The organism is Flagellimonas sediminis (assembly GCF_010500845.1).
Classification (GTDB): Bacteria; Bacteroidota; Bacteroidia; order Flavobacteriales; family Flavobacteriaceae; genus Flagellimonas; species Flagellimonas sediminis.
Window position 1 is genome coordinate 177124 of the sequence record NZ_JAAAMI010000005.1, and the last position, 24082, is coordinate 201205.

The 24082-nt window shown below is 43.1% G+C and carries 23 protein-coding genes and 1 riboswitch; of the genes, 8 read left to right on the top strand and 15 right to left on the bottom strand.

Annotation, left to right across the window (positions count from 1 at the left end; translation table 11 throughout):
• Positions 1–93: 93 nt before the first annotated feature.
• From GTK07_RS11570 to gndA, 5 genes are all read right to left on the bottom strand, one after another.
• Entirely contained in the window at positions 94–411 is a 318-nt protein-coding gene (locus GTK07_RS11570) for a Dabb family protein (protein ID WP_313790804.1), read from the bottom strand.
• 155 nt (positions 412–566) lie between these two features.
• Complete coding sequence (locus tag GTK07_RS11575; protein ID WP_163635401.1) at positions 567–935, bottom strand: DMT family protein; 369 nt, start codon at positions 933–935, stop codon at positions 567–569.
• Between the two features lie 52 nt (positions 936–987).
• The gene (locus GTK07_RS11580; RefSeq protein ID WP_163635402.1) at positions 988–3018 is read right to left on the bottom strand and encodes a S9 family peptidase; all 2031 of its coding nucleotides are present in this window, start codon (positions 3016–3018) and stop codon (positions 988–990) included.
• 153 nt (positions 3019–3171) lie between these two features.
• Positions 3172–4023 carry a ChaN family lipoprotein gene (locus GTK07_RS11585; protein WP_163635403.1) on the bottom strand — a complete coding sequence of 284 codons (852 nt, stop codon included), beginning with the start codon at positions 4021–4023 and terminating at the stop codon, positions 3172–3174.
• Between the two features lie 19 nt (positions 4024–4042).
• On the bottom strand, positions 4043–5455 hold the full coding sequence (gene gndA, locus GTK07_RS11590) for an NADP-dependent phosphogluconate dehydrogenase (RefSeq protein WP_163635404.1): 1413 nt from the start codon (positions 5453–5455) through the stop codon (positions 4043–4045).
• A gap of 167 nt (positions 5456–5622) precedes the next feature.
• On the opposite strand from gndA, the gene zwf reads away from it, so the two are divergent.
• Together zwf and pgl are read left to right on the top strand one after the other, a co-directional pair.
• Positions 5623–7155 (top strand): glucose-6-phosphate dehydrogenase, encoded by a 1533-nt coding sequence (zwf, locus tag GTK07_RS11595; protein WP_163635569.1) that lies wholly within the window; start codon positions 5623–5625, stop codon positions 7153–7155.
• Positions 7156–7207: 52 nt separating this feature from the next.
• Entirely contained in the window at positions 7208–7933 is a 726-nt protein-coding gene (pgl, locus tag GTK07_RS11600; RefSeq protein ID WP_163635405.1) for a 6-phosphogluconolactonase, read from the top strand.
• Here pgl and GTK07_RS11605 read toward each other — a convergent pair.
• Genes GTK07_RS11605 through GTK07_RS11620 form a run of 4 tightly spaced genes read right to left on the bottom strand, consistent with a single transcriptional unit; the run spans position 7914 to position 11726 of the window.
• Positions 7914–8459, bottom strand: a complete 546-nt coding sequence (locus tag GTK07_RS11605; RefSeq protein ID WP_163635406.1) for an acyl-CoA thioesterase — start codon at positions 8457–8459, stop codon at positions 7914–7916. The two genes, pgl and GTK07_RS11605, sit on opposite strands and share 20 nt — an antisense overlap.
• A gap of 2 nt (positions 8460–8461) precedes the next feature.
• Positions 8462–8827, bottom strand: a complete 366-nt coding sequence (locus GTK07_RS11610; protein WP_163635407.1) for a 6-phosphogluconate dehydrogenase — start codon at positions 8825–8827, stop codon at positions 8462–8464.
• A gap of 10 nt (positions 8828–8837) precedes the next feature.
• Positions 8838–10172, bottom strand: coding sequence for a DNA recombination protein RmuC (locus tag GTK07_RS11615; protein ID WP_163635408.1), 1335 nt, complete (start codon positions 10170–10172; stop codon positions 8838–8840).
• A 42-nt stretch (positions 10173–10214) separates the two neighbouring features.
• Positions 10215–11726: a reverse transcriptase domain-containing protein gene (locus tag GTK07_RS11620; protein WP_163635409.1), complete on the bottom strand. Its 1512-nt coding sequence runs from the start codon at positions 11724–11726 to the stop codon at positions 10215–10217.
• A 484-nt stretch (positions 11727–12210) separates the two neighbouring features.
• On the opposite strand from GTK07_RS11620, the gene GTK07_RS11625 reads away from it, so the two are divergent.
• Positions 12211–12915, top strand: a complete 705-nt coding sequence (locus GTK07_RS11625) for a hypothetical protein (protein ID WP_163635410.1) — start codon at positions 12211–12213, stop codon at positions 12913–12915.
• A gap of 2 nt (positions 12916–12917) precedes the next feature.
• On the opposite strand, the gene GTK07_RS11630 is transcribed toward GTK07_RS11625, so the two are convergent.
• The 3 genes from GTK07_RS11630 to GTK07_RS11640 are packed head-to-tail and all read right to left on the bottom strand — an operon-like array spanning position 12918 to position 15886.
• A complete protein-coding gene (locus GTK07_RS11630) occupies positions 12918–13697 on the bottom strand; it encodes an ABC transporter ATP-binding protein (RefSeq protein ID WP_163635411.1) in 780 nt (259 codons plus the stop codon).
• On the bottom strand, positions 13697–14728 hold the full coding sequence (locus GTK07_RS11635; protein WP_163635412.1) for a FecCD family ABC transporter permease: 1032 nt from the start codon (positions 14726–14728) through the stop codon (positions 13697–13699). Before GTK07_RS11635 ends, GTK07_RS11630 begins: the two co-directional genes overlap by 1 nt.
• On the bottom strand, positions 14729–15886 hold the full coding sequence (locus GTK07_RS11640) for an ABC transporter substrate-binding protein (RefSeq protein ID WP_163635413.1): 1158 nt from the start codon (positions 15884–15886) through the stop codon (positions 14729–14731). It lies immediately after the preceding gene.
• A 55-nt stretch (positions 15887–15941) separates the two neighbouring features.
• Positions 15942–16164, top strand: a riboswitch (cobalamin riboswitch).
• A gap of 69 nt (positions 16165–16233) precedes the next feature.
• Between GTK07_RS11640 and GTK07_RS11645 the strand changes: the two genes are divergently transcribed.
• Positions 16234–18096, top strand: coding sequence for a TonB-dependent receptor plug domain-containing protein (locus tag GTK07_RS11645; protein WP_163635414.1), 1863 nt, complete (start codon positions 16234–16236; stop codon positions 18094–18096).
• 30 nt (positions 18097–18126) lie between these two features.
• Here GTK07_RS11645 and GTK07_RS11650 read toward each other — a convergent pair whose 3' ends face one another.
• Positions 18127–19599, bottom strand: a complete 1473-nt coding sequence (locus tag GTK07_RS11650) for a S41 family peptidase (protein ID WP_163635415.1) — start codon at positions 19597–19599, stop codon at positions 18127–18129.
• Between the two features lie 214 nt (positions 19600–19813).
• On the opposite strand from GTK07_RS11650, the gene GTK07_RS11655 reads away from it, so the two are divergent.
• The 4 genes from GTK07_RS11655 (at position 19814) to GTK07_RS11670 (ending at position 21933) form a co-directional block, all read left to right on the top strand.
• Complete coding sequence (locus GTK07_RS11655) at positions 19814–20323, top strand: RNA polymerase sigma factor (protein WP_163635416.1); 510 nt, start codon at positions 19814–19816, stop codon at positions 20321–20323.
• Positions 20310–20729: a hypothetical protein gene (locus GTK07_RS11660; protein ID WP_163635417.1), complete on the top strand. Its 420-nt coding sequence runs from the start codon at positions 20310–20312 to the stop codon at positions 20727–20729. The genes GTK07_RS11655 and GTK07_RS11660 overlap by 14 nt, the downstream gene beginning before the upstream one ends.
• 12 nt (positions 20730–20741) lie before the next feature.
• On the top strand, positions 20742–21281 hold the full coding sequence (locus tag GTK07_RS11665) for a DUF4252 domain-containing protein (protein ID WP_163635418.1): 540 nt from the start codon (positions 20742–20744) through the stop codon (positions 21279–21281).
• Positions 21282–21393: 112 nt separating this feature from the next.
• On the top strand, positions 21394–21933 hold the full coding sequence (locus GTK07_RS11670) for a DUF4252 domain-containing protein (RefSeq protein WP_163635419.1): 540 nt from the start codon (positions 21394–21396) through the stop codon (positions 21931–21933).
• Positions 21934–22110: 177 nt separating this feature from the next.
• Here the strand turns inward: GTK07_RS11670 and purB are convergent, their stop codons facing one another.
• The gene (gene purB, locus GTK07_RS11675) at positions 22111–23454 is read right to left on the bottom strand and encodes an adenylosuccinate lyase (protein ID WP_163635420.1); all 1344 of its coding nucleotides are present in this window, start codon (positions 23452–23454) and stop codon (positions 22111–22113) included.
• Between the two features lie 46 nt (positions 23455–23500).
• Positions 23501–24073, bottom strand: a complete 573-nt coding sequence (locus GTK07_RS11680) for a hypothetical protein (RefSeq protein ID WP_163635421.1) — start codon at positions 24071–24073, stop codon at positions 23501–23503.
• Positions 24074–24082: the final 9 nt, after the last annotated feature.

Here is a 24082-nt window from a genome sequence, read left to right on the forward strand (position 1 = left end):
CTTGGCTATTGATTTACCCAAAGCGAAAACCCGATTTACATTTGTAAATCGGGTTTTTAATTTGGGATATTCAGGATAGGTTTAAGCTGGAAATTATTTCGTCCAATAATCTACGACCACCACATCTTGAATGTGCGGGCCTGCAATATCTACAAACGCCAAATGGTCGGGATGGGTAAGGTAGGAGTCACGATCTTCTTCGCTATCAAAGGTCAGAAAAAAACAGTGGGTCAACCCCTTGTTCAGGTTTTCGGGACTGTTGTTAAGGCCCCACTCCAATCCCTTGATCTCTGAGATTTTAAAAGACAGTTCATTAAAAGCGGCTTCCACGGCCGCAATATCTTCAGGCGTAGAGGTGTCCTTAAATTGGAACAGGACCACATGTCGTAAATGGGAGGTTGGTTTTTCCATTTCGGTGTCATTTTTGGGCGTTTCTTTGGTTGGAGAATTGCATCCGACCAAAACTAGAAGGAAAAGGGTTAAAAGATTTGTTTTCATCATGTTGTTAGTATTGAAGGTGTTTGGTTATTTACATGAATGCTTCTGTCTTTGATATGAAAAACATGCTACTTTTTGAACATAAAATACACGGCCAAGATCAAAAAAATAAACGAGATGATGTGGTTTAACCGAAAAGTTTCCGTTTTAAAAACGATAAGTGTAAAAACCGCAAAGACAACCAGCGTGATGACTTCTTGTATGACCTTTAATTGAATAAGGCTAAAAGGCCCGCCATTTTCCCTAAAACCAATCTTGTTTGCGGGAACTTGGAAGGCATATTCAAAGAGGGCAATTCCCCAACTTACTAAAATAATCGAAATTAAGCCGAGTTTACTGAACCATTTCCACTCGGAAAACTTCAAATGGCCATACCAAGCCATCACCATGAAGGTATTGCTTATGATTAGCAATCCTATTGTTAAAAATGCTTTCATTGGCAGATATTGACTTACAATGGATAGAATATATGGTTGCCTTTAAACTTCTTTATCCTTTGTCCTTATACTTCTCAAACCAAGCCAACACGCTGGCAATCTTGGCAATCAAGTTACTGGGTTTGTTGGCAATTCCATGCCCGGAATTGGGGATGCGCACCATGGCGGTTTCCACATTCTGGAGTTTTAACGCGGCATAGAACTGCTCCGATTCTGCAATAGGAGTACGGTAATCATCCTCACCGGTCATCAACATGGTGGGCGTGGTCACATTGCCCACATACGTCAACGGAGAGCGGCGCATATAGTTTTCAGGATCTTCCCAAGGTTTTTTGCCAAACCAGTATTTAGAGAAAAATTGGATACCGTCCGCATAGAGCACAAAGCTGTACCAGTTGATTACGGGCTTGGCCACCACGGCGGCCTTAAAACGGTCCGTTTTACCCACGATCCAAGCGGTAAGCACACCGCCACCACTGCCACCGGTAACAAATAGGTTGTCCTTGTCCACAAAGCCTTTGGCAAGCACGGCATCCACGCCGGACATGAGGTCGTCATAATCGTGGTTGGGATAATCGTGGTGGATCAGGTTCCCGAATTCCTCCCCGTAACTGGTGCTTCCGCGCGGATTGGAGTAGAGTACCACATAACCGGCCGCGGCATAGGCCTGTATCTCGGCAGAATATACCGAACCGTAGCTGGTGAATGGGCCTCCGTGGATTTCCAGGATCATCGGGTATTTTTTGGAAGGATCAAAATCTGGGGGCGTGACCACCCAACCTTGGATTTTACGTTGATCATAGGAGGACTCCCACCAAATTTCCTCTACCTTACCCAATTTCCTAAAGGAAAACAGGTCGTCGTTCAAGGCGGTAAGACGCTTGCTGCCTTTGGTGTCGGATATTCCCAAATCGGAGGGATTGCTGGTATCCCCAATGGTATAAGCGAACTTATTGTTGTTAGATGCCGAAAAGCTGGCCGCGTTGTAAGGACGTCCCAAAGAGAGTCCTCCCAAGCCGTCGGTAATGTCGTCCACTTTTCCAGAAAGGCTGATGGATGCCAGTTTGCCCATTCCTTTGTCCGTATAGATGAAATACAGGCCAGTGCCCTTACTGTTCCAGACCATGTCCTCCACATCGCGGTCAAAATCCTTGGAAATCAATTGGGAATTGGAACCATCGGCATTCATCACGTACAATTGGGTCAACTGATACCCTTGGTAACGGTCATCATAGCCCAGATAAGCGATCTTGGTACCGTCGGGGGATAGCACGGGATTCGCATCAGGCCCATAACGACTGGTCAATTCCTTGATTTCTCCACTGTTTACGCTGATTTGGTAGATTTCACTGTCGGCAGGCTCAAACTCCTCTTCCTTATGAAAATTGGCACTGAAGTACAAGTGGGCATTATCTTTGGCCCAAGTGGGTCCTCCATGATCAAACTCGGTGAATGTAAGCTGTTTTGGGGTACCACCACTGATAGGCAATGTGAACAACTGCATATTTCCGCCTTTCAGATACCCTTGGCCATCACCACGGTAGTTGATTTTGTCGATGTATTTGGGAGGCGCGTTCCATTTGGCGCCTTCCGGCTTGGCGGGTAGTTTGATGATGGATTTTTCCTCGGCGGGCACAAACATATTAAAGGCGACGTACTTGTCATCATATGACCACGACACTTGCCCTGGGGATTGTGGCGTGTTGGTCAGGGCCATAGTTTCCTTGGTATCCAACCACATGAGGTACAATTTCATTTTTTCATCCGCCATATTGGATTTGAAAACGATCTTTTTGCCATCGTGCGACCATTTGGGTGAGAAATCGTTATGGTTTCCCGTGGTCAACGGACGGTTGTTGGACCCATCAAAATTTACGATCCAGAGGTTGGATAGATTTCGGTCCGTCATCACATCCTTAAAATTCCGCACGTAGATGATTTTGGAGCCATCGGGCGAAATCTGTGGATCGGAAACGAACTCCATGTTGAAGATGTCCAACAGTTCCAAATTGGATTGCACTTGGCTAAACCCTAAAGGGTTTATGGCCACCAAGAGAAGCAGGGTGCCGAGTAATTTTTTCATGAGGATTGGTTTAGAAAGTTTTGATTTCTAAAAATACGGAATAATTCTCCGCAATGAGAGCAATGCTGAAGGTATTTAAGGGCCTTGAGCGGAGTCGAAAAGCCTGGGATTTCATCCCAATCTTCAGAAGAAAAGAATAGAAATGCTTTTAGCTCAATAGGTGGTGGTCATATTGCTGTCCACACAAATGATAAAGTCCGCAATGCCCTTGTTTTCGTCTTCCAGTTTGTGCACATTGTCCTGCATCACGGTAGAGATGGTACTGTATTGCAAATCGGGGCGGTCCTTTTTCAGGTACCATAGAATACCTTCATAGTTGTTGGAATGGTAGGCTCCGTTATAATGGAGGAACAAACTTCCTTCCTTATAGTTTTTTAGGATGAAGTGTGCCATGGTGGCATCTTTGATGGCTTGGGCCATCACCAAGGTGGGACTACCGTGGTCGCCCATCATTTTGAGGATATTCTGGTATCCCGGCAATTCGGGATCAAAGGCAATGGGGAGGGGAGCAATCCATGATTTTTCTTCCACGGAAAGGGTGTCCAAGGCTTCAAATCCGCCTTTGTACACCACGCTTGCATAGCGACGGGGTACATTGGAAGCCACAAAGACCAATTTTTTGTCCTTGGCAAAGTCCACCAAAGGGGCATAATCGGTTTTGTGGTTGTTCCAAAGACGGGCAGTGGAATCCAAAGCTTTGTAATCGATGGTGCCCGCCAAATAGGCGTCCAATTCATCCTGATTGTCGGCCTCTACCATTTCCGCACCTAGAATGAGCGGTCTTTTGGCATACAGGTCGGAAGTGAGTTCGTACTGCAACCAATGTGCAATGGGGTTGTTGTGCAGTTCCCCGAAGAGGACCATATCCTTTTCCTCCAAACTCTTCAACATTTTTTCATAGGACACCTTTTTACCCTTGGCGTTGTAGATGACATAGGGCGCTTTTTGGGCTGAAACGGAAAAAAGGTAGAAGGTGAAGGCAAAAAGGAAGAGGAGTTTTTTCATTTCAATTTAAAATTTAGAATTAATTGTCTTCCCATTCTGTATGAAAGATCCCTTCACGGTCCACGCGCTCATAGGTGTGCGAGCCAAAATAGTCGCGCTGCGCCTGGATCAAGTTCAGCGGCAATCTACTGCTGGTATAGGCATCAAAATATGTAAGGGCGTTGGAGAGTCCCGCCAAAGGAATTCCGTTTAAGGCACCATAGGCCGTCATTTCCCGAGCGGCATCCACGGTTTCCTTTACTTTTTCCACAAAGGAAGGGGAGAGCAATAGGTTTTCCAAGTTTTCATTGGCTTGGTAGGCATCCGTAATATCCGCCAGCAAAGCGGCCCGGATGATACAACCCGCCCTCCAGATCTTGGCGATCTCGCCCAGTTCCAGTTCATACCCATATTCCTTCGAGGCATCGGCCAATTGGTGCATGCCCTGTGCATAGGTGATGATAAAGGCAAAATATAGCGCCTGTTCCGCTTTGGAGATAAAATCAGCTTTGTCTACCGTTTTTGGTGTTGGGCGATCATAAAGGGCATCCGCTTTTATGCGTTCCTCTTTCAAGGCGGAAAGTTCCCGCATGCTCACGGCCACATCGATGGTGGGTACGGGAATACCGAGGTCCATGGCATTTTGAGAGGTCCATTTTCCGGTCCCCTTTTGTTTGGCCTTGTCCAAGATCTTGTCCACTAGTTCACCATCGCCCAAGTCGTCTTTTTGCTCAAAGATTTCCGAAGTGATTTCCACTAAAAAGGATTGTAGCCTGCCCTCGTTCCATTGGCCAAAGGTTTGGTGCAGTTCCGCATTGGAGAGTCCGCCTGCTTTTTTCAAGAGGTCATAGATTTCCGAAGTAAGTTGCATCAACCCGTATTCGATGCCGTTGTGTACCATTTTCACGTAGTTTCCGGCCGATTTAGGGCCTAGATAGGCCACACAGGGCTCCCCTTTGTATTTGGCGGATACGGCTTCAAAAATGGGTTTTACGTGCTGATAGGCCTCCCGGGAACCGCCGGGCATGATGCTGGGACCCCTTCGGGCACCTTTGGCACCCCCGGAGACCCCTGCGCCAAAAAAGTTGATTCCCTTTTCTTTCAAATAGGCTTCGCGACGGTCGGTATCGGTAAAAAAGGAATTTCCGCCATCGATGATGATGTCACCTTTGTCCAAATGGGGCAACAAACTTTCAATGACGATGTCCACCACTTTTCCGGCCGGCACCAAAAGCATGATTTTCCGGGGTGTGGTCAGGGCATTTACGAAGGTTTTTACGTCGGAAGAGGCATTCACTTTGTCTGTATCGCCTCCCTCGGTGATCAATGCACCAACCTTTTCTTCATCCAAATCATTACCAAAAGCGGTAAATCCATTATCGGCCACATTTAAAATAAAATTGCGTCCCATTACCCCAAGGCCCACAAGGCCAAAATCATACGTATCTGCCATCTTGTATTTTTTCTTCTTCCGTTGTTAAGACAACCCTAAGGTTGCCATTTCTTGAATTACGAACCTAAAATAAACCTTATATTCGTTATGCTCAAAAAATAAACGGCTTCATTGTGTAACCTTGGAGTGCGTGTTGGATGCAATCAGCCAGAAACCAAAAAAAGATGATGAAAAAGACCGAAAACCAGATGCTCGTAATTTTTGGGGCATCCGGAGATTTGACTGCTAGAAAACTGATTCCAGCCCTTTTTAACTTGTATGTTGCCAAACACCTGCCCGAAAATTTTGTGGTACTGGGCGTTAGTCGTAGCGCATTGACCGATGAATCTTTCCGTGACCATGTGGTTTATGAAAGTGATTATTTGAAGGAAAAACTCAAAAAACTGGGCAAGGACGAGATCAAGGGATTTGCAGATAAACTTTTCTACGAAGATTTAGGAGAAAGCTATGATACCGATTATAAAACCTTGCGCAAACGGGTGGAAGATCTGAAGGCGACCTATAAGACTTCAGGGAATATCATTTATTACCTTTCCACTCCTCCAACCCTTTATGAAACGATTGCGCACAATCTGGCCGAGGCCGGCATGAATACCCAAAACAATGGGTGGAAGCGTTTGATCGTGGAAAAACCATTCGGTTATAGCTTGGAAACGGCCAAAAACCTGAACAAGGGCCTCCACCAATATTTTACGGAGCCACAAATATATAGGATCGACCATTATTTGGGTAAGGAAACTGTACAGAACCTTTTGGTGACACGATTTGCCAATAGCATTTTTGAACCGCTTTGGAACCGCAATTATATCGAACATGTAGAAATCACCAATGCGGAAAGCGTTGGGGTAGAAAAGCGTGGCGGTTATTACGATAAATCCGGTGCATTGCGAGATATGTTCCAGAATCACTTACTTCAAATTGTTTCGTTGGTGGTCATGGAGCCGCCAATTGGGGCAGAAGCCGAAGAAATCCGGAATGAAAAAGTTAAGGCATTGAAGTCTCTTAGGGTGATGAGGGATGAAGAAGCGCTTTTCCAAAATACCATTCGGGCCCAATATGTGGAATCGGTTGTAGACGGAAAAAAGGTGAAAGGGTACCGAGAGGAAGATGGGGTAGACCCTGATTCCACTACCGAAACGTATGCAGCTATCAAATTTTACGTGGATAATTGGAGATGGCACGGGGTACCTTTCTATGTAAGGACCGCCAAGCGGATGCCAACGAAGGTTACCGAAGTGGTCATCCATTTTAAGGAACCGCACCACCAGATTTTCAACGAACCCGGCATGCATCGCAAGGACAATAAGCTAATCATTAGAATACAGCCTGATGAAGGAATCTTGATCAAATTCGGTGTAAAAGTTCCAGGACAAGGATTTAAGGTAGAAAGAGCCAATCTCGATTTTTATTATTCAAGTTTGGCCGAAACCTATGTAATGGAAGCCTACGAACGACTTTTGTTGGATGCCATGCAGGGCGATGCCACTTTGTACGCCCGAGCGGATGAAGTAGAGGCTGCTTGGGAATTTGTGGACCCCATCCTCAATTATTGGCAAAAAGGAAAAGATGTGCGTATGTATGGTTATTCCGCTGGTGTTTGGGGTCCTGAAAATGCCGATGAACTGTTTGAAGGAAAAGGATTCTGGCGCAACCCAGGGGAGAATCTGGCCGATGACCCGGGGTATTGTGTCATTTGTTGATTTCAACCAGCAATGAACAATTGGGTTATCGAGGACAAAAAGATAACAATAGATGGAGATAAAAATATATAAGGACAAACAAGAAGTTGCCGAGGAATTTTCGGTCTATTTTTTGGAAAAGGTCAAAGCGAACGACATTTTTCATGTGGCACTTTCTGGAGGAAGCACCCCAAAGATTGTATTCGATGTATTGGCAGAAAATTTTGCCGATCAAGTGGATTGGAACAAGGTTCATTTTTATTGGGGAGATGAGCGATGTGTGCCTCCGACAGATGATGAGAGCAACTATAAAATGACGGTGGAGCACCTGTTTTCCAAGATTGAAGTGCCTGAAGGAAACATCAACCGTATTTTGGGAGAAAAGGCCCCTAACGGTGAGGCCATGCGCTATGCCAATCTCTTGGAAATCGATTTGGATCGAGAGGATGGAGTGCCCCAATTTGATTTGGTAATCTTGGGCATGGGTGACGATGGTCATACCGCTTCCATTTTCCCCCATGAGATCCAACTTTGGAACGCCGAGGACCATTGTGTGGTGGCCACCCATCCAGATTCTGGGCAAAAGAGGGTGTCCATCAACGGAAAAGTCATCAACACCGCCAAGGAAGTGGCCTTTTTGGTCACGGGAGCTTCAAAAGCGGAAAAAGTGGAAGCCGTTATTAAAAAGACCGAAGGATCGGAAGTTTACCCAGCATCGTTGGTCAACCCCAAATCAGGGAAGCTGGTTTGGTTTTTGGATGAGGACGCAGCGGCAAAGCTCAATCAAAATCCATCATAGCGTTTTCGCCCCGTAGAAAGTCCAAAAAATCGTTCACTTTAAAATTGGCCGACTCGTACTTGCTGTCCCTTTGAAAAGCGGATTCCTTCCTTTCCTTGCTCCTTGCGAACCGTCTGATATCCTGCTTGGTTTTTAAGATCAATCCTGGGACAATCTTGTTCTTACCATCTTTTCCTTTGGCCACCATGGTAAAATAACTGGAATTGCAATGTTTTACCAATCCCGTGGTCACGTTTTCGGACTCCACCCGCACTCCAACAACCATGGAGGTCTTCCCAGTATAATTGATGGATGCCTTGAGCGTAACCAATTCCCCCACCTCAATGGGATTCAGAAAATCTACCCGGTTCACTGAGGCCGTCACACAATAGCTTTGGGAATGTTTGGAAGCACAGGCGAAGGCAATTTGATCCATCAGGTTTAGAATGTGGCCCCCATGTACCTTGCCCCCAAAATTGGAATGGGAGGGGAGCATCAGTTCGGTAATGGAGACCCTGCTTTCTCTGGATGATTTGAATTTTTTCATAGTCAATTTCTAAAAAGAGGGGATTTTTCCACTTCTACCTCGGTAATAAAATATTTGGTGTCTCCCAACCAAAAGAAGGTGGCATAGCGCTCCTTGTAGGTTACTTTAATGTACTGGCCTTGGTATTCCTTTAATTTTTCCACGATGTCCTTCTCCTTGTCCTCCACCGAAAAGGAAAAGACATTGGTGCCCGATAGCCCCTGACTTATCTGACCTTCCCATGTTTTTACCATGACCCCCTTCCTGCTGAATTTGATGAGTTCCCCGGAGCGATAGCCCACGCTGTAGGGAACGTAATAGATGAAAGCAAAATACCCACCGATACCGAGCACGATGACGGCAATGAGAATGGTCAGGAATTTTTTCATGGTCGGTTCTTTAATTAAGTTCTTCCAGATCGTCGTCTTGCGCACGCTTCAAGATGGGTTCTGGCAAAGCCTTTTTTGCCTTTGCCCCCATGGTACGCAACTTTTCAATGCTTGTGATGATATTGCCACGGCCATCGAACAATTTGTTCATGGCATTCTTGTATTCCCCCTTGGCATCGTCCATCTTTTTGCCCACTTGGGTCAAGTCGTTCATAAAACCGACGAACTTATCATAGAGTGCCCCGGCTTGTCGAGCAATTTCCATAGCGTTCCGTTGTTGCTTTTCATTGCTCCACATAGAATCTATGGTACGCAAGGTGGCCAATAGGGTGGAAGGGGTGACAATGACGATATTCTGTTCAAATGCTTTGTTGTAAAGGGAATTGTCCTCGTTTATGGCGATGGCAAAAGCGGGTTCTATGGGAACAAACATCAATACAAAATCAGGACTTTCCATTTCGTAGAGGTCCTCGTATTTTTTAGCCGACAGTTGCTCCACATGCCTGCGCAGGGAATTGATGTGGTCCTTCAGGAATTTGGGTTTGTCCTCATCCGGGGCATTTACAAACCGCTCGTAATCGGTTAACGATACCTTGGAATCCACCACCATTTTCTTTCCATCGGGCAGGTGGATGATTACATCGGGCATGACCCTGCTACCATCTTCCCGTTTAAAGTTTTGTTGTATGCTATACTCCCTATCTTTTTCTAAACCAGACTTTTCCAAAACGCGTTCTAGGACCAATTCTCCCCAGTTCCCCTGCATTTTGCTATCGCCTTTCAGCGCCTTGGTGAGGTTTTCCGCCTCTTGGGTGATTTTCAAATTCTGGCTTTGTAGGTTCAAGAGTTGTTCCCTTAATGCTGAATGTATGCTAATGCTCTCCTTTTGGTTTTCTTCCACTTTCTTTTCAAAAAGCTGGATTTTTTCTTGGAGAGGGCTCAAGATGAGTTTGATGTTCTTCTGGTTCTGTTCCGTGAACTTGGTACTTTTTTCATCCAGGATCTTATTGGCCAGATTCTCGAACTCCTTGGTGAACTTTTCCTGAAGTTTTTCCACTTCTTCTTTCTGTTCACCATTGATGCGTTGTAAGTATTCCATTTCGGCCTGAAACCGTACCAACTGGTTTCCCTGTTGTTCTTTTTCCCGCTGAAGTTCTTTTTTTTCCTCATCGGTGAGCAGTAATTTATCATTCAGGGATTTAATGGCGTTGTTGAGTTGGTGTTCCCTTTCGTTCCAAACACCTTCGGTGGATTTGGTCTTCAATTTTTGGATGTACATGCCTCCGAACAGTCCAAGGGTCAAAGTGATTATTCCGATGATGATGTATACTAATTCAACACTCATTTTTCTAGAATCTATTATTAAGTAAAAGTAGAGAAAATCCTATTACTGACTTTGTATCTTTCTAACGTTACTATAATCATATTCAGTTAGAGTATTTCTGAGAATGACAGAATGACGGCGTAACTGTTTTTTGATTTCTGGGGCCTCCATTATATCGGAAGCCGAGTAAGCATATTTTATAAAGTTACCTCTGTATTTTCTTTTGAAACTTTTTGGGATTTGTGAGCCGTTCCTCAACTCTATTCTTTTAGTCGGAATTCTTCTGGATTGTGTTCCTTTATGGCTGTACAGCCGATATATTTTAGTTTTAAAAATTGGGGCTTCATCCAGTAAATATTTTTCTTTGATACTATTTACCCTTGCATCCTTCCTTTTAATAGCCATTTTCATTTCTCTATAGAAGGTTGCAAGATTTTTTGATTTTATTAAAGTTTGATAACCATAAAATTCAAACCCCAAATAACATAGCGGGTGGTTAAATTTTAGCTCATCTTCATCTAATCGAAAGGATTGTAGTCTACCTTGATATTCTTTAAAAATGGTCACTTCCTTTTTTTCAACAGAAATTTTAAGTTTGATTTTCCTAATCTCCTCACCAATTGTTTTGACCACCTGCTCTATTTCATCCAAATTACAAATCAGGACTATATCATCAGAATATCTACGGTAAAACATTCTCTTTCCTTTGACAAGACTTTCAATAATATTAAAATCAAAAGGAAGCATATAAATATTAGCTAACAAAGCACTTATTGGAAGCCCTTGAGGAATTCCAACAGTTGCTCCGTCTTTTTTCTTTTGATTTTTATGAATTACGATATCCGAGTTTACTAAATCCTTTATTGATTTAAAGTATGTATCCCTACCTTCCTTTCGTAACTGTGCAAGTTTTTTCTCGTCAAACCTTCTCTTACCAACTTTTAAATCACTTAATCTAACATAAGAATAGTTGGTTACAGCCTTGAACAAATTGTAGTGATCTTCGGGTAAAGACTTACAACCAAGGATTTTGCACCATATGGTCTTCAGCAATTTATGATTTAAACTTGGGAAAAAATTTTCAATATCAAAAGCCAATACCGCACAATTCCCTCTTTGCTTAATTTCATCGAATACATCTTTGGCAAAGTGTACGTTATTTTTGTGCGTTATACTATCTTTAGTTTTAACTCTTCTATATGCAGTTATTGCCAAATCTAAATCTATATCCTTTTTTAAATGCTCTTCATATTTAGGACCAATTATTTTTTGAGTGTAATATGAATAAATATGACTATCAATATGAGTAGAGTACAAAATCTCACGGATTTTTGTTGTTGACTGAACTCTATTTTTTGATGTTTTTTTATGTGAACGCCGTAACTCGCCATTAAATTCAGAAAGTTTATACCTCCTTTGTTTGATTTCTTTAAAGATTAATGGGCTGAATGAATGAGTAGTTACCTTATTTTGGTTTTTAATATATTTCTCAACGCCTTTACGGATTCTATTAGGAGTTTTGTTGGTGAAATGAGGATAAGCTCTTTCCTTAAACCAGTCTTTCTGTTGTATCATGAAAAGTAAAAATGAAGTGGGAAGATAATTATTTCGCTGATTTTCATATGGATAAAACCTGACATCCATTTCTGGAACGAACCGTTAGCCGAATTCTCGACTCCAGCTTTGTTCTTACATTGTTCTTACCCTTTGGGCAAGACGCTGAGTGTACTATTAATAACCTAAATAATATCCAAATGTTTGTAACATTTATCAAATTATCTCGTCTAATAAGTATAGCTTATAGGTCAACCCGAAGGTTCTCAATGCTGCTATTGTATGCAGGACTTATAACGTTATACGTGCTGAATACAACAGCAGATACACAATTCCTAATACACATATTTAGTTTAACCCCGAAGGTTTGATTAGGTGGCTAAATCTTCAAATTGTAGATTTAGCACAATAGTTCAACAAAAGTCGTATCCGAAAATTTAACAAGTATCTATACCCACTTCATTGTAAATATAAATATTTCTATTTTTAAGGAAAATACTTTCAAATGGAAAAGCCAAAATTTAATGTAGGTGAACTAGTTGTATTAAAAACACACCCTTTACTTAAGAGTTATAGGATTAAGGGAGATGGCAAATTAGTGCCTCCTATTTTACTAGTTAGGGAGGTTTTCATCGAGAGTAAAAAGAAGATAATTTGTGACGATGAGACAGGTAATGTCATAGCAGAACTAATCAAGTACACTTGTACTTATTTTAATGATGCCAAAAGTGAATTTTTAGAAGTTGTTTTGTATGAATCAATGCTTGATTCTTTTAGAAACCTTAAGATTGAAAAAATAACTCCGGATGGTATAGTTCAAAAAGATGAAAAAACTATAATTGAAGAAATAGATGGATATAAAACCCCAGAATATAAATACGGAGAAATTTTCCGATTAAAAACAAAGAAGATAGAAATTTATAAAAAACGCTCATCCAAAACATTTAAGGTTATTAAAAATGAAGAAGGGGAGGAAGTATTGAATCCGAAAGAGTCTGTGCAGTATGTCGTTAATTACACTTCGCCTGATTTTATAGTTTGCGGATTTAAAAAGAATGATGAGAAAAACTCACATTATCCAGATGGCAGCTTGAAAAAGATTGTTGCAGAAAACTTATTTAAGATTAAATGGTTCAACCCGTTTCAGCAAAAATTTTCAGAACAATATGTTCCTGATAGCTTTTTAACAGATAAAATGAAGTTAGATTAAACTTACTTAGTTATTTTAAACGAACCGGTCTTGGCATCAAATTGAACCATTTCCGAAGGAAACAGCTTTTCAAAATGGTTTTGTTCAATCAGTTCACAAGGTGCACCGAAGGGGTTGTTGTTGCCATCCAAAATCAAGATTTTATCACACAATTGTATGGCCAGTTCTATCTCGTGGGTAGTGAAAAGGACGGTTTTTTGTTGGTCATGTGCCAATTGCTGTAACATTTTCAAAATCTGAACTTTGTGGTACAAATCTAGATGGGTGGTCGGCTCATCCAGTAAAATAATGGGGGTATCCTGTGCCATAGCTCTGGCAATCAGTACACGTTGCAATTGACCGTCGCTCAACTCGTGGCACTTCCGATGTTTGAGGTCATTGAGCAAAAAGGCATCCAAAGAAATTTGGATATGTTTTTCGTCTTCGGGAGACAAGGTGCTCAACCAATTGGTATAGGGCTGTCTTCCCAAAGCGATGAGTTCGAGCACCGTCAAGTTTTTGGATGCAGGAGGCTCTGTTAACACCACACTGAGTTTTTTGGATAGGTCCAGAGGAGAATAAAGGTCCAATTCCTTATCATGTAGCTTGATGTTTCCCGATAATTTAAATTGGAACTTTCCCATGGTACGCAGCAATGTTGACTTGCCAATGCCATTGATTCCCACGATGGCGCAAAGGGTGCCTAGTTCCAAGTCAAAATTAATGTGTTCGCCCACCAGATTTTTCCCATAACCAATTGATAGGTTACATACCGAAAGACTTTTTTGAACCCTTTTTTCCATCAGAACAGCATTTTACGTTTTCGGACCAATAGCCAAATTACAACAGGAGCCCCGACCAAGGAGGTAATGGCATTAATGGGCAGCACACTGGCCGAATTGGGCCATTGTGCCAAGGTATCGCATAAGAGCATCAAAATAGCGCCATAAAGAAACACGGCCGGAATCAGCACTTTATGTTCCATAGTGTCGAATATTTGCCTGGTAAGATGCGGAACCGCCAATCCCACAAATGCAATGGGGCCGGCAAAGGCAGTAATTCCGCCAGCCAAAATCCCTGTGGCAATAATGATGACCAATCTCGTTTTTTTTAGGGAAACCCCGAGACTCTGGGCATAATGTTCTCCCAATAGAAAAGCATTCAAGGGTTTCAGGGAAACGATACTGAGCAAAAGTCCAACAAATACAATACCCGTCAATAGAACAATTTGATGGGGGGTTAGGTTGCCCACGCTTCCGAAGGACCAAAAAATGAACCGTTGCAAGCTTTCGGCACTGGAGAAATAAGCTAGGACACTCACAATTGCCGAGGTGATGCTGCCGAACATCAGCCCAATGATCAAAAGCGCCATGGTATCCTTTACCTTTTGTGCCACGATCATCACCACGGAAAGTACCAAAAAACTGCCCACACTAGCTGCCAAAGCCAAGGAAACATCTCCCAAGAACGAAAAGGATGCTATTCCTGTAAACAAAGTCATGCCCATAAGTAGAAGAGCGGCTCCCAAACTTGCCCCGGAACTGATACCCAACACAAAAGGCCCGGCCAAAGGATTTCGGAACAAGGTTTGCATCAACAGGCCACTTAATGACAGTCCACCGCCTACCAAAATTGCGGTAAAAGTTTTTGGCAATCGGTAGTTCCAAACAATGTAGCTCCATGCCTCTACTTTAGGGTTACCGCCAAAAAGGATAGAAAAGGTTTCTTCAAAGGGAATGTGAACCGATCCGGAACCGATGTTCAATATCCAAGAACACAACAATGCCAGACCAATCAGGATAAAGGAAATATGATATGACCTTGGGTGCTGCATTTACTCTAGGGGTTTGATAAAGCGGAGTTGGTGGTTCGGGAGCAATTCTGGGTGCAGAATGGCAATAAAGTCCTGAAGGACGATATCGGGCCGTTGGGGTGCTTGTTCATAAAAGAGCAGCCCTCCTTTAGCGCCTTTTTCAATAGCGTTGGAATAGATTTTTTTATTGGAAAAAGCTGCAAACTCTTTGTGGTGGGCATTCACGCTTTCCAATTCGGCGTAGGAAGTGTGAGATGAAGGATTGAACCAAAAATCCGCTTGCTGCCCTTTTTCCAGAACTGATTCCAAACTCAAACCAATGCTGCCCGTCTCTGGCCCCCCTGCCCACAAATAATCGGCATTGGCATCTTCAAGAAATTGGGCCATCCAACTTTTTCCGCCCGCCACGTACCACACATCCTTGTACAATCCGCCAGTAATTACCGTAGGTTTTTGGGTTGCTTTTTTTGCCAGGTCCTTCGCTTGAAGATAGGAAGATTCAATGCTTTTAAAAATACTGTCCGCTTTAGCCTCCTTTTGAAAGAATGGAGCGAAAAACTTGATCCACTCCGCCTTGCCCAACGGGGTCTGTTCTACCCAATCTCCGTTGTAGACCACAGGTATGCCAGCCCGTTTTATAACGTCGTAGGCATTATTGTCCTCGTTGATGCTGAACCCTATGATGAGTTCGGGGTTGAGTACCAACACCATTTCCGTATTGATGACCTCGTTCATGCCCAAATCCTTTATCTGGCCTTCATCCACTCGTTTTCTGCCGGCAGGGGAGGAAATATAATCGGTATCGGGAAAACCGACCAACGTTTTGAGTTCCCCCAATGCTTCAATAGCAGCAATGTGCGTGGTGGATGTAACCACAATTTTCTCTACTGGTGTGCCCACAATGGCATCATATTCCCCTTTTGGGAAGGTCATGGCAGCCAATTTTTCCTTTGGAACCAAGGCATACTTGTAATGGGTATTGGCGCCAACCCAAGGTTGGGTCACTTCCAAAACGGTATAGTCCTCCAACTTTTGAACAGTAAAGCCCTGAGCATAGGTGATGCTCGATTTTGATGCTTCAGGCTGGGAAATATCTGCGCTTTGATTCTCTTTGCATTCAACAAACAAGGTGCAAAAAAGGAACAAAACCCATGCTGTAATATGATGTTTGCGTACCATGGTCCCAAAAGTAAGATTATTTAACTTTTGCCAAAAAAGATTAAACAGATTGATTACTTTCGTGCCGAATTTAGGTTCATGCAGGGATTCATTCTTGTATGATTAAAAGGGAATCCGGTGTAAATCCGGAGCTGTTCCCGCAACTGTAAGTCCATGCCAAATTTATTTGGCACCCCTTTGGGGATGTTGCTTTCTTCAAAACCACTGTTCGGTCATCGGATGGGAAGGTGAGGCAACATAAAACGAGCCAGGAGACCTGCCAAATTCAAACAAACAATGTTAAACTTTCGGGATAAAAGTTTACGTATGGAAGCCATACTATTCTCCCGTTTATTCACGTAAACGAAATGAAAAAAAATCATTTTTGGTTTGTGGCCGCTTTATTGGCGGGCAAGGGACTTTTTGCGCAAAATGTACTGCAAGACTCCCTAAAAGTGCACCAACTCAACGAAGTGGTGGTAAGCGATTCAAAATTTGAATTGAAAAGGGAAAACTCTGGGAAAACGGTGATCAAGATCACGGTCCAGGAGTTGGAACGTAACCAGGGCAAAACAATTGCCGAAATCATCAACACCAAAAGCGGTATCGAGATTACCGGAAGTCGCGGACGCGATGGCGATGTCTTGGGCGTTTATGCCAGAGGTGGCCGAGGTAGACAGGTGTTGATCATTATTGATGGGGTCCGGGTGTCCGACCCATCGTCTTTTTCCCAAGAATATGACATGAGATTGCTTTCCCCCTCGAACATTGAATCCATTGAAATCATTAAAGGGGCAGCGAGCACACTCTATGGAACCAATGCCGCTACGGCTGTGATCAACATCGCCACGAAGAAAAGCTCCAAGGAAAAGATGGCAGGGAACTTTCAAACCAGTATTGGTACCAATCAAACCACTGACGATCAAAATTACAATTTGGGAAGCATCAGCAATGCCGTCAATGTGAACGGTACCTTGAACAAGTTCAAGTACGCCGTTGATTTTGCAAACCGATATAAAAGTGGCTTGTCCGCAGCGGTCACCCCGCAAAATGAAGAGGACATCTTTTCCCATTACAGTACCAATGTGAGGTTAGGGTATGCATTTTCAAAAGATTTTGAAGTTTCGGTCTATGGAAACCAAACCAAGTTCAGTAATGAATACGATGCTTCATATGCCGATGCATCTAATATTGGAAAGAGTGAGCAGAAACGGGCTGGCTTGTCATCTTCGTTCACTTATGGAAAAGGGTCGGTTCATTTGAATACCGCTTATACGGATTATGAAACCAACTCCAAAGACAGCTATGGTGAAAGCACCACCAAAGGAAAGAACTGGGTTTTGGATCTTTACAACAAATATACCCTCGGAAAACAGTGGCATACCATACTGGGGGTAAACTACATTAAAGATGAAGCGGTATTTGCGGAAGATGCCCGGTTTACCATTGTGGACCCTTACGCCAATGTGGTCTATGTTTCCAATTTTGGCCTTAACCTGAACGTAGGTGGACGATTGAACCACCATTCCGAATATGGGAATCATTTGGTGTACAATGTGAACCCGTCTTTCGTTTTTCCTACCCCAAAGGGATATGTAAAAGTGCTGGGTTCCTATGCTACATCCTACATCACGCCAAATCTGACCCAATTGTTCGGGGCTTTTGGTGGCAACCCGGATTTGAAACCCGAGGAAAACCGGACCTTGGAAGGTGGTCTGGAATTTAAGTTGAACACCAAACTGCGGTTCAGCACAGTATATTTTGACCGAAACGAGAAGAATACCATTGGTTACGACGTGAACTATACCAGTATCAATCTGGCGGATGAAATCAATGCCAATGGGGTAGAGGTGGAAGCGGTTTGGTCGCCATTAGGTTCTTTGAGCGTTGATGCCAATTACACCTTCACTGAACGAAAAGGGGACAATGCAATCCGGATCCCTAAACATAAGGCCAATGTTTCCGTGGGTTACCAGTTGGGGCAGGCCACCAATTTTTCCTTGACCTATGCGTATACCGGAGCACGTTTTGATACGGACTTCACGACCTATACGGATGTGGCCCTGGATTCTTTTTCCTTGGTGAATTTTTACGTGGGACATGAGCTGATTCCCAATAAACTGAATGTTTTCTTTAATGCAGAAAACCTATTGAATGAGAAGTTCACTGAAATTGTGGGGTACACCACAAGGGGAAGGAATTTCCGGATAGGTATGAACCTAAATTTTTAGAAAAGAAAAGCGGCCCTTGAGGCCGCTTTCTTATTGTATAGATAATGTTGTTGGCAAGGGTTTGTCCAGATACATATTATCCTTTAGCGGAGTTTGTAATCTTGAAGAGGTAAACGATTCGGCCTTCATTTGCACTGTGAAATCCTTTTTGGCACCAACACCTGAGATTTCTTGAAGTGCACGTGCCAATAAGGGCTCGTTAACATCTCCTAGAACACCAAGGTTTGTTAAATCTTCCGGTAATTCAATGTCAGGTTCAAGGCCACTGGTATAGTCATAGAAACCATCGGCATTTTCATTGCGACCTACTAAGGGTTGTAAGCCCCAAAGGTTATCTGGGTTGATTTCATCTTCCCGATCACTGGAGTAGATGTAGGCGTTGTCCTCATCGTCTACCAAGGTAATCGAAAATTCATTTTTACCTCGTGTAGTCTCCCCAATGTGGATTACATCAATATAAGGAGCCAATCCATTCATGACCAATTCACTGGCAGAAGCAGAATCACCAGTTGCCAAAACAAAAACCCTGCTTAAATTAAGCGTATTAATGGCAGTGACACCTGTTGTATTAGCAAAATAATCCGTCAGGTAGTCATCGCTTAATTGTGCTTGGATCTTATCGTTCCATCTTTGTCTGATGAAAACTTCGTTGGTATTGGTGCCATAGATCATGCTTGACAGCAACCTGGCCGTGTTCACGGAACCTCCTGGGTTGTAGCGCATATCCAAAATCAATTCAGTGGCACCATCTGCCTTAAATTTGGCAAAAGCGGCATTTAGGTCTTCATTAAAACTACTTAGGAAACGGTTATACATCAAATAGGCCACATTGGTTCCGTTAACTTCCAAAGTCTCGGCAATCAGAATGGGGTCTTCTGCTTGATTTTCAATTTTGGTAAGCGTAACTTCTTTAGCACTATCCGAAATGGTATTGTTGGACACCGTTGCCATTCCTAAGGTATAAGTGCTATTTTCTCCATATAGCAAATTTCGATAATTACTAACGGTAAGTTGAACCCCATCAACCCGGGTGAAAAATTCACCTCTTTGAATATCCTTGGTGGCTGCATCGGAATTGGGTACAATATATTGAACATACCCAAAAACATCTCCAGTATCTCCAATTAGACCTAATCCGAATTCCAAACCATTGCTTTGAGAAATTCCCGAAAGACTGTTGACTAATACGGCGTAATCCTCGTCAGCGAAGCTGAAACGATCGTCACCATATAATAAGATGTCGTAATAAAAGCTTTCAGGATCATCATACGTTTGTAAAAATTCGGTGTACGCGGCATCCGAAGCAAAACGGTCATCCGCAAGGTCATTCACGTCTGCCTGCCAAAAATACCACAGGTTCATGGCCTGCCACATAAAATTCTGCGCCGTTACATCATCTGCATTTGGGTCCGGGGTTTCCCCATTTTTAATGGAATTATCGTCTTTACTGCAAGAAATGAGCACAAAGGAGAATCCCACAAACAATAAAAAGAATTTTTTCATAGCCTATTTTTTAATTTAAATCCCGCAACTTTCGTTCCAATTCACGCTAGATGTATTGAAAGAAGTATCATGGAATCCCTGTATAACCGTATACATTTGCTATGCAAAATAGGTACATCTAAGGAGATTGCAAATTTTTTGTAACAATTTTCGATATGCGTCGTCGTGATAATGTAGGGCAATTAAAAGAGCCCTGAACAACCAAGACAACCAAATGAAACAAACGGAATTTTTAAACGTGGTGATGCCCTTTAAGGACAAACTTTACCGAATGGCCAAAAGGCTGTTGGTGTCCAGGGAGGAAGCGGAAGATGCCACACAGGAAATTTTGTTGAAGCTTTGGTCGAAAAATGAGTCGATGGGAGAGTACAAAAATGTAGAGGCCTTTGCCATGACCATGACCAAAAACTTTTGTTTGGACCGTTTAAAGTCCAAACAAGCAGGTAACTTGAAATTGGTGCACAGCAACTACACGGACGAAACCGTATCGCTACAGAAGCAATTGGAAGCCGAAGATAGCATAGGTTGGATGGAACGCATTATGGAAGACCTGCCAGAACAACAAAAAATGGTGTTGCAACTGCGCGATGTGGAGCAATACGAATTTGAGGAGATCTGCGATCTGCTCGACATGAAACCAACGGCAGTGCGCGTGGCACTGTCCAGGGCAAGAAAAACAGTTAGGGACGAATTAACAAAAAAACATAGCTATGGAATTGGGTAACATAGAAAAAATATTGGAAAAGTATTTCGAGGCCACTACCACTGTAGCCGAGGAACGGAAACTTAGGGAGTATTTCGCACAGGACAGCATAGCACCGCACCTGGAACAATATAGGCCCATGTTCAACTACTTTTCCATTGCCAAGGAAGAAAGGTACACCAAGCAGGTTCCATTAAAACCTAGAGTAAACTATTACAAGTGGCTATCCGTTGCAGCGGCAGTAGTTCTCACCTTTGGCATCTATTTTGGTAAACAATACCAAGAAAGAAAAGATGCAGAGTATGCCTATCAGGAAACCAAAAAAGCGTTCGAGCTCTTAGCAGAGAATTTTGGCCGGGGAACAGAAAAAGTGGCCTATCTGAAAGAGTTTCAAGAAGCAAAAGAGAAAATTTACAACAACAATTAAAAAACGAAAAAGATGAAAAAGCATATTTTAATCCTATTGATGACCGTACTACCGCTTGCCGGATTTTCACAATCCCTTTTTGACAAGTTCGAGGACATGGACGATGTGACCTCGGTGGTAGTGAACAAGAGCATGTTCAACCTATTGGCAAAGATCGATGTAGAAGTAGATGATCCAGAGGCCAGGGATTTTATGGACATTGCCAGCAGTCTGAAGAGTTTGAAGGTGTTCACCACTGACAACAAAAACATCGGTGCCGATATGAAATCCGCCGTGAACAGTTACTTGGGTTCGGCCAAGATGGAAGAGTTGATGCGTGTGAAGGATAAGGACGCCAATGTAAAGTTCTACATTAAGCAAGGTAGGGACGATGATCACGTAAGCGAGCTGTTGATGTTCATAACTGGAATCAACAATGTTGAGGCCGATGGCCGTAAGTTCGAGACCGTGATTCTATCCCTTACCGGGGATATCGATTTGAACAAGATCAATTCGTTGACCAAAAAGATGAACCTTCCCGAAGAGTTGAACAAGGCAGGCAAGGATAACTAAAAGCATTTTCGGTTGGCAGTAATTGGTTCAGGATTGTAACAAAAGGCAATCATCGGCAACTAATTACTGTCAGCTGATTTTGTTGGCATTAGATCAATCAAAAAACATAGCAATGAAAAATTTTTTAAAAAGTATCGCAGTTCTAGTGGCCATACTGTTGGCTTCCTGCTCCTCGCAGCAAAGTTTGCAGGAATATTATGTGGATAATTCCGAGAACCCCAATTTTTTGTCCATTGATGTTCCGGCCAGTATCCTAAAAATGGATGGTATTGATTTGACACCCACCCAAAGGGAAGCTGTGGAATCCTTGCGTAAGTTCAACTTGTTGGCGTTTAGAAAGAATGACAGTAACGAAGCGGAATACGAATTGGAGAAGAAAAAGGTGAAAGAAATCCTGAAAGGCGATGAATTTGTGGAACTTATGAAAATCAACTCCAAATATGGCAAAGGCGTAATCAAATATTTGGGAGAGGAAGATGCCATTGATGAAGTGATCATTTATGGAGACAGTGGTGATAAGGGATTCGCCCTGGTAAGGGTTTTGGGCAAGGATATGAATCCCGCCCACATCATGCAATTGATGCAGGCCATCCAAAAATCCGAATTTAAAGGAGAAGGTTTGGGTGAGATCGGCGAATTTTTGAAAGGCTAAGACCAATCATCATAAATTTTGGTTAGGGCGACATTTGTCGCCCTTTTCCTTTTTAAAGACGGAACAAAATGGAATTGTTCTTTATCCAGTTAAAACATATTTATCACCACCTGTCATTCTGAGCGTTGCGAAGAATCCCACAACCCATGGATTCGTACTTTTACACGAATGATAAAATTATACCCCGGTATAATTCGCTGGGGTGATGTGCTTCAGTTCCGTTTTAATGGCATCCGAAACCTCCAGTGTCTCAATAAAATCCGCTATGGACTTTTGGGTGATTTTCTCGTTGGTGCGGGTCAATCCTTTCAAGGCCTCGTAAGGGTTGGGATAACCTTCCCTTCGCAAAATGGTCTGGATGGCCTCGGCCACCACGGCCCAGTTGTCTTCCAAATCTTTCTCGAACTTTTCCTTGTTGAGCACCAATTTGTTCAAGCCTTTCAGTGTGGATTGAAACCCGACCAAAGTATGGGCGAACGGTACACCTACGTTTCGCAAAACGGTGCTATCGGTTAGGTCGCGCTGCAATCGGGAAATCGGTAATTTGGCGGACAAATGCTCAAAAATGGCGTTGGCCAAACCCAAATTACCCTCGGAGTTTTCAAAATCGATCGGGTTTACCTTATGCGGCATGGCCGATGACCCCACTTCACCCTTCTTGATCTTTTGTTTGAAGTAATCCATTGAGATATAGGTCCAAAAATCACGATCCAGATCGATCAAAATGGTATTGATGCGTTTCAGGCAATCGAACAAGGCGGCCATATGGTCGTAATGTTCAATTTGGGTGGTAGGGAAGGAATGGTGAAGACCCAGTTTTCCCTGCACGAACTGTTGCCCAAAAAATCGCCAGTCCTGATCGGGATAGGCCACTTTGTGCGCATTGTAATTCCCCGTCGCACCTCCAAATTTGGCCGCACTGGGAATATCATTCAACAAATTGAACTGCTCCTTGAATCGTTCCAAAAACACCTCAATTTCCTTTCCCAAACGGGTAGGGGAGGCCGGTTGTCCATGTGTGCGGGCCAACATGGGGATGTTCTCCCATTCCTTGGCCAATTTCTTCAACTTTTCAAAAACCTCAAAATATGCCGGAACGTAGACTTCGTTCATGGCTTCTTTGATGGAAAGCGGTATAGCAGTGTTGTTGATGTCCTGGGAAGTCAATCCAAAATGGATGAACTCTTTGTATTTCTGCAAATTTAAAGCATCAAATTTTTGTTTGATGAAGTATTCCACGGCCTTCACATCGTGGTTGGTGGTCTTTTCAATATCTTTTATGGCCTGGGCGTCTTCCGCAGTGAAATCTTGATAGATTTTTTGCAGTTCCGGAAACAATGCCGTGTTGAAATCTGCCAATTGGGGCAACGGAATCTCACAAAGTGCGATAAAATATTCGATCTCAACTTGAACGCGGTACTTGATCAAGGCCTCCTCTGAAAAATAGTTTTGAAGGGCCTCGGTTTTGTTTCGGTATCGCCCGTCAATGGGCGAAATGGCATTTAGTTGGGTCAACGACATGGTCCTATGGATTTTGAAAGCCACAAAGATACTTAAACGCCACAGTTTAGCTACCCAATTTGGCCAACTTATCCAAGGTTTTTTTGGCCCTGTTCTGATAACCGGTACTGCCATTTGCGTAGGTATCCAACAAAACCTGTTTCAGTTCGGGATGCACCCATGGGAATTTCAGGCCCAAATAATAGAGACTTGTCATGGCAAACACCTTAGGAGCAATGTTCAACGGACCGATGAGCCAATCAAAACAACAGGCCATCAGTTTCTCGAGTTGGTCGTCTGTGATGTTCTTTACAAAAGCTGGGTCCTTCTTTTTGAAATAGGCCTCACAGATCATCTCACAGACATGGGCCATGGGACGAATGCAGGAATCGGTTTTCAATTGTGACAACCCATTGGCAAAGACGTCAAAAATGGGCAGCAGGTATTCCAATTTTTTGCGCATTAAATGGTCGAAGGTCCAACTGGCATAAAAATCACCGGTACCATCCTCCAAAAGCACCAATTGAAACAATTTTTTCATCAACTCAGGTTGATGCACCAAAATACCGACCAAAGTATCTACCCGATCCTTCGAAATCCGTCCTGAAGTGAGGGCAATATGCAGTTCTTTTTCGGTCACAAAAGCGTA

Excerpts from the sequence above, each read along its gene's own strand:
- GTK07_RS11640 (WP_163635413.1), bottom strand. The coding sequence starts at position 15,886 with ATGGTACGCAAACATCATATTACAGCATGGGTTTTGTTCCTTTTTTGC.
- GTK07_RS11630 (WP_163635411.1), bottom strand. The coding sequence starts at position 13,697 with ATGGAAAAAAGGGTTCAAAAAAGTCTTTCGGTATGTAACCTATCAATT.
- GTK07_RS11625 (WP_163635410.1), top strand. The coding sequence starts at position 12,211 with ATGGAAAAGCCAAAATTTAATGTAGGTGAACTAGTTGTATTAAAAACA.
- gndA (WP_163635404.1), bottom strand. The coding sequence starts at position 5,455 with ATGGCAGATACGTATGATTTTGGCCTTGTGGGCCTTGGGGTAATGGGA.
- pgl (WP_163635405.1), top strand. The coding sequence starts at position 7,208 with ATGGAGATAAAAATATATAAGGACAAACAAGAAGTTGCCGAGGAATTT.
- GTK07_RS11575 (WP_163635401.1), bottom strand. The coding sequence starts at position 935 with ATGAAAGCATTTTTAACAATAGGATTGCTAATCATAAGCAATACCTTC.
- GTK07_RS11610 (WP_163635407.1), bottom strand. The coding sequence starts at position 8,827 with ATGAAAAAATTCCTGACCATTCTCATTGCCGTCATCGTGCTCGGTATC.
- GTK07_RS11635 (WP_163635412.1), bottom strand. The coding sequence starts at position 14,728 with ATGCAGCACCCAAGGTCATATCATATTTCCTTTATCCTGATTGGTCTG.
- GTK07_RS11650 (WP_163635415.1), bottom strand. The coding sequence starts at position 19,599 with ATGAAAAAATTCTTTTTATTGTTTGTGGGATTCTCCTTTGTGCTCATT.
- GTK07_RS11605 (WP_163635406.1), bottom strand. The coding sequence starts at position 8,459 with ATGAAAAAATTCAAATCATCCAGAGAAAGCAGGGTCTCCATTACCGAA.
- GTK07_RS11665 (WP_163635418.1), top strand. The coding sequence starts at position 20,742 with ATGAAAAAGCATATTTTAATCCTATTGATGACCGTACTACCGCTTGCC.
- GTK07_RS11580 (WP_163635402.1), bottom strand. The coding sequence starts at position 3,018 with ATGAAAAAATTACTCGGCACCCTGCTTCTCTTGGTGGCCATAAACCCT.
- GTK07_RS11615 (WP_163635408.1), bottom strand. The coding sequence starts at position 10,172 with ATGAGTGTTGAATTAGTATACATCATCATCGGAATAATCACTTTGACC.
- zwf (WP_163635569.1), top strand. The coding sequence starts at position 5,623 with ATGAAAAAGACCGAAAACCAGATGCTCGTAATTTTTGGGGCATCCGGA.
- GTK07_RS11585 (WP_163635403.1), bottom strand. The coding sequence starts at position 4,023 with ATGAAAAAACTCCTCTTCCTTTTTGCCTTCACCTTCTACCTTTTTTCC.
- GTK07_RS11620 (WP_163635409.1), bottom strand. The coding sequence starts at position 11,726 with ATGATACAACAGAAAGACTGGTTTAAGGAAAGAGCTTATCCTCATTTC.
- GTK07_RS11670 (WP_163635419.1), top strand. The coding sequence starts at position 21,394 with ATGAAAAATTTTTTAAAAAGTATCGCAGTTCTAGTGGCCATACTGTTG.
- GTK07_RS11655 (WP_163635416.1), top strand. The coding sequence starts at position 19,814 with ATGAAACAAACGGAATTTTTAAACGTGGTGATGCCCTTTAAGGACAAA.
- GTK07_RS11660 (WP_163635417.1), top strand. The coding sequence starts at position 20,310 with ATGGAATTGGGTAACATAGAAAAAATATTGGAAAAGTATTTCGAGGCC.
- purB (WP_163635420.1), bottom strand. The coding sequence starts at position 23,454 with ATGTCGTTGACCCAACTAAATGCCATTTCGCCCATTGACGGGCGATAC.
- GTK07_RS11570 (WP_313790804.1), bottom strand. The coding sequence starts at position 411 with ATGGAAAAACCAACCTCCCATTTACGACATGTGGTCCTGTTCCAATTT.
- GTK07_RS11645 (WP_163635414.1), top strand. The coding sequence starts at position 16,234 with ATGAAAAAAAATCATTTTTGGTTTGTGGCCGCTTTATTGGCGGGCAAG.